Below are 4611 nucleotides of genomic sequence, written 5' to 3'. Positions count from 1 at the left end.
ACATTGTGCTCTCGATCGTCGGCGGCGTCGCCGCACGCAAGGGTCTTGCATTGGTCCGGAAGGTCGACCCGACCTTGCCGCCCCGCCTGATTGGCGATCAGGACAGGCTGAGACAGGTTCTACTCAATCTTCTGAACAATGGCGTGAAGTTCACCGCCACGGGAAGTGTCACCCTGGCCGTCGACCGCATCGGCGATTCCGGCGCCGGACCGGTCGGGCTGCGCTTTGCCGTCCGCGACACCGGCATCGGCATCTCGTCCGAACAGCGGGATCGTCTGTTCCAGCGCTTCTCGCAGGTTGACGGATCGATCCGTCGCGAATTTGGAGGCAGCGGTCTCGGACTGGCGATCTCGAAGCGCCTCGTCGAACTGATGGGTGGGCGGATCGGCGTTGAAAGCACGGCCGGCGAAGGTTCGCTGTTCTGGTTCGAAGTCGCGCTTGCCGAGGCCGGCTCGGAAGCGGAACCCTCCCGATTTGTCGAGGCGATGAACCAGACGACGGCGCCTGCCCGGATCCTGCTGGTTGAGGACATGGAGATCAACCGTGACATCGCTTGCGCGGTACTTCGATCCCGCGGACACGAAGTCGACATCGCGGTCGACGGCACGGAGGCCATCGCGGCGGTGCAGAACCGGACCTATGACGTCGTGCTGATGGACGTTCAGATGCCGGTCATGGACGGGCTCAGCGCAACCCGGCATATCCGGGCGCTCAATTCCCCGGCGCGCGATATCCCGATCGTCGCGTTGACCGCCAACGTGCTGCCGTTCCAACTCGCCGAGTTGCAGGCCGCCGGCATGACCGACCATGTCGGGAAGCCTTTCAAGCAGGCCGAATTGCTGGCGGCAATCGTCCGCAACACCGGCCGCGGGCCGGATCGAAACGCCGGCGAACCGGGTCCGGCCGCGGACGGCGGCCGGGACTTCAATGCCGATGTCTTCGGAAATCTCGAAACGGTGCTCGGCAAGAACAGAGTGGACAAGCTGCTCGACAAGCTGGCCGACGTGCTCAGGACCCGGCTCGTTTCGATCTCGCCTGAGGCGATCGATCGCGACGTCGTCCAACGAGACGCACACTCCCTGGTCTCGTCGTCGGGCATGCTCGGTTTTGAAGCCCTGTCCAATTTGTGCCGCGACATCGAGACATCGTGCATCGCCGGCGCCGACCTGATGCCCGCCCTGCAACGTTTCGAGCGCGCGCGTGACGCCGTTCTGCACAAGATAGCGGCGCTCAAATCCGCTGCCTGACAGTCTGGTCCGTCATTCTGGCCAGGCGCGCCTCCTGATGGTCAGTATCGCTATGATCTTCATCATGGCCCGCGCGTCGGAGCCGGACTCAGATCACCGCTTCCTCCAGAAAAGGCTCGTTGCGCGATATGCGCTCGTAGCAGAATGGCGACAGATCGAGCGTCTGGAAGGCGCCGTGAACGATCAGCTCCGACACCGCTCGGCCGACGGCTGGCGATTGCTGCAGGCCGTGCCCGGAGAAGCCGTTGGCGAACATGAAGTTCCTCACCTCCGGATGGAAGCCGACAATGCCGTTGTGGTCGAGCATGTTGTATTCGTAGTGACCGGTCCAGCTGGTCTGGACCTTCAGCGCGTCGAAGGCCGGGATGCGGTGCCATAGCGCCGGCCAGATGTAGTCGTCGAACTCCTCGAAATGCATCTCGAAATCGTCATAGTCGGCCGGGCCGTCTCCCTGCGGCGTGTTGCCGGTGAGGAACAGCTCGCCTTCCGGCCGCACGAAGGTGCCGGAGAGGTCGATGACATTGGGCATGCGGCCGGGGATCGGATTGGCGCTGGCGAAGACGAAGCTGTAGCGTTTGTAGGGCGCCACCGGGATCGACAGGCCAGCCATCGCCGCGACCTGCTGCGCGCGCGGGCCGGCGGCGTTGACCAGGGTTCCACAGGCGACCGTCTGACCTGTCGCGAGACGGACTGAAACAACCCGCCCATCGGCGAGATCCAGTCCGGTCACGGCGTTGTCGATGTATTCGACGCCGCTGGCGCGAGCGGCGCGGCGGAAGCCGTTCATCATGCCCATGGAATCGAACCAGCCCTCTTCCCGCGAGCCCCAGGAGCCGCCGCCGAGATCCTCGACATTGAGCCAGGGAAAACGCTCCTTCAGCGGACCTGGCTTGAGGAAGACGGTGTAGGCGCCGAGACTGCGCTGCAGGTCGACGCGCTCGCGCGCCGCGTCCACGCCTTCGGGCGAGCAGCAGTAGAGATAGCCGTGCTCGCGAAAGCCGAGGTCGGGCGCCGGCTCGTCCTTGTAGAAGGGCGCCATGCGCTCCTGGAAGCCGCGGATGATCTCGATGCCGAACTGGCTGATCTTGACGTTGATCGGATTGGAATATTGCTGGCGGATGGCGCTGGTGGAGAGCGCCGTCGAGGAGAATTCGTAGCTCGAGTCGCGCTCGACCACGAGGATCGAGGCGCCATTGCCCAGCGCCTGGGTCAGCCAGTAGGCCGTCGACGAACCGATGACCGCGCCGCCGACGATGACGATGTCGTAGGCGGTGCGCGATGGCGCTTTGTAAGGGGGGATCGCCATGACTTTTCCTAGTGGTTGAACGAGGCGATCAGGGCATCCGAGCCCCGTGCCAGCAGGCTAAGGTCAGAACCGACGGCGACCATGGTGAAGCCATCTGTCAAATAGCGGTCGGCGTCGGCCTTCACCGGCGCCAGGATGCCGCTGGCCTTGCCCGCCGCGGTGGCGGCCCTGCGCACCGAGGCGATCGCCTCCTGGACATGGGAGGCATTAGGATTGCCCATCGCGTCCATGTTGGTCGAGAGGTCGCCGGGGCCGACGAAAAGGACGTCCACGCCATCCACGGCTGCGATCGCGGCGGCATTGGCGACGCCGGTTTCGTCCTCGATCTGCACGGCGAGAAGCTGCTGTTCCCGCGCTTTGGCATGATAGCCGGCGATGCGGCCGAAGGCGTTGGCGCGGTGGCCGACCGAAAAACCACGGAAGCCGCCCGGGGCATAGGTCATCGCCGCGACGATGGAACGCGCCTGATCCGCTGTCCGTACGTTCGGGATCATCAGGCTGCGGCCGCCGATGTCCATTGCCTGCTTGATCAGGCTGGCGTCGTCGGAGGGTAGCCGCACGACCGCCTCGCTGTCGAAGCCGCCCATCACCTGAAGCTGCGCCATGATGCTGCGCAGATGGTTGGGACTGTGCTCGCCGTCGACCAGGACCCAGCCGGCTCCGGAGCCGGCGACGATCTCGGTGGTGAGGGCGGAAGCCAGCGAGCACCAGATGCCGATATGGGCTCGGCCGGCAGAAATGGCGGCCTTCAGCGAATTGACGCGCTCCTGCATTTGCGATCGTCTCCCATGAGAAGAAGGTGCATTGAAATTTGTATGATGTCCTATATCATACGCCTCGCTTGAGCTGCAAGTCGCTTAGACGCCGCACAGGAGTTGGCACATGAAAATTGGCTTTATCGGGCTTGGCGTCATGGGAGCACCGATGGCGCGACATCTCGCCGATGCCGGATACGAGATCGTCACGGTTCTGAACCGCTCTCCTCTCCCGAAAGATCTGCAAGCGTCGGTTGTTGCCTCCCCTGCCGAGGTTGCCCGAGCATCCGAAATCGTCATCACCATGCTGCCCGACACGCCGGACGTGGAGCGCGTCCTGCTCGGACAGAACGGCGCGCTAGAGGGACTGTCGGCCGGCAAGCTGGTCATCGACATGAGCTCGATCAGTCCGATCGCCACGGCGGAATTCGCGGCAAGGATTCGAGAGGCCGGAGCCGGCTATCTCGACGCTCCGGTCTCGGGCGGCGAGGTCGGCGCCAGGGTGGCGAGCCTCACCATCATGGTCGGCGGGCCGGCCGCCGAGTTCGAGCGGGCGCTGCCGATCTTCGAGAAGCTCGGCAAGAACACCACCTTGATAGGCGAAAAGAACGGCGCCGGCCAGACCTGCAAGATCGCCAACCAGATCATCGTCGCGCTCAACATCGAGGCGGTGGCCGAGGCGCTGGTCTTCGCCAGCAAGGCCGGCTGCGACCCGGCCAAGGTGCGCGGCGCGCTGATGGGCGGCTTCGCCTCGTCTCGCGTGCTCGAAGTGCACGGCGAGCGCATGATCGCGCGGACTTTCGCGCCGGGCTTCCGCATCCGGCTGCACCAGAAGGATCTCAACCTTGCGCTCGAAAGCGCCCGCGCGCTCGGCGTGGCGCTGCCGAGCACGGCGACGGCGCAACAGCTGATGAATGCCTGCTCGGCCCGGGCAGGCGGCGCCGAAGCCGACCACTCGTCCCTCGTCAAGGCGCTCGAGATCCTCAGCGCCCATGAACTGTCTAACGGAAAGGAATGAACCAATGCGCGGTACCGGCAAGGCCGACGTCTTCGTCATGCTGGCCCATCCCGTTGGCCATGCGAAGAGCCCCGGCATGTTCAACGAGATATTCGAGCAGAAAGGGCTCGATAGCCTGATGGTGCCGCTGAGCTGCCGCCCGGAGGATTTCGACACCTTCTGGGCCGGCATAACTGCGGCCGAGAACATTCGCGGCGTGATCATCTCGGTGCCGTACAAGGTCCCGGTCTACCACAAATGCAGTGCTGCTCACGATCGCGCCGCGCGGGTGCAGAGCGCCAATTC

4 protein-coding genes and 1 pseudogene are annotated in these 4611 nt (G+C 64.5%); 3 read left to right on the top strand and 2 right to left on the bottom strand.

Translation table 11 applies throughout. The features are described from left to right. On the top strand, positions 1-1247 hold a 1247-nt coding region (locus tag EN745_RS30495), incomplete at its 5' end, for an ATP-binding protein (RefSeq protein WP_127422962.1). Positions 1248-1335: 88 nt separating this feature from the next. Here the strand turns inward: EN745_RS30495 and EN745_RS30490 are convergent. Then, on the bottom strand, positions 1336-2553 hold the full coding sequence (locus EN745_RS30490; protein WP_127422961.1) for an FAD-dependent oxidoreductase: 1218 nt from the start codon (positions 2551-2553) through the stop codon (positions 1336-1338). Positions 2554-2561: 8 nt separating this feature from the next. Further along, complete coding sequence (locus EN745_RS30485; RefSeq protein WP_127422960.1) at positions 2562-3326, bottom strand: aldolase/citrate lyase family protein; 765 nt, start codon at positions 3324-3326, stop codon at positions 2562-2564. A 109-nt stretch (positions 3327-3435) separates the two neighbouring features. Here EN745_RS30485 and EN745_RS30480 point away from each other — a divergent pair, with 109 nt between their 5' ends. Continuing rightward, a complete protein-coding gene (locus EN745_RS30480) occupies positions 3436-4326 on the top strand; it encodes a 2-hydroxy-3-oxopropionate reductase (RefSeq protein ID WP_127422959.1) in 891 nt (296 codons plus the stop codon). A gap of 4 nt (positions 4327-4330) precedes the next feature. Further along, positions 4331-4611, top strand: a pseudogene (locus EN745_RS30475) (shikimate dehydrogenase); the annotation flags it as partial.

The organism is Mesorhizobium sp. M4A.F.Ca.ET.022.05.2.1, assembly GCF_003998845.1.
Taxonomy (GTDB): domain Bacteria; phylum Pseudomonadota; class Alphaproteobacteria; order Rhizobiales; family Rhizobiaceae; genus Mesorhizobium.
Note: the sequence above shows the minus strand (reverse complement) of the source record. Positions and strands in the feature narration are given on the sequence as shown.

Coding starts and splice junctions, on each gene's coding strand:
- EN745_RS30480 (WP_127422959.1), top strand. CDS start 3,436: ATGAAAATTGGCTTTATCGGGCTTGGCGTCATGGGAGCACCGATGGCG.
- EN745_RS30490 (WP_127422961.1), bottom strand. CDS start 2,553: ATGGCGATCCCCCCTTACAAAGCGCCATCGCGCACCGCCTACGACATC.
- EN745_RS30485 (WP_127422960.1), bottom strand. CDS start 3,326: ATGCAGGAGCGCGTCAATTCGCTGAAGGCCGCCATTTCTGCCGGCCGA.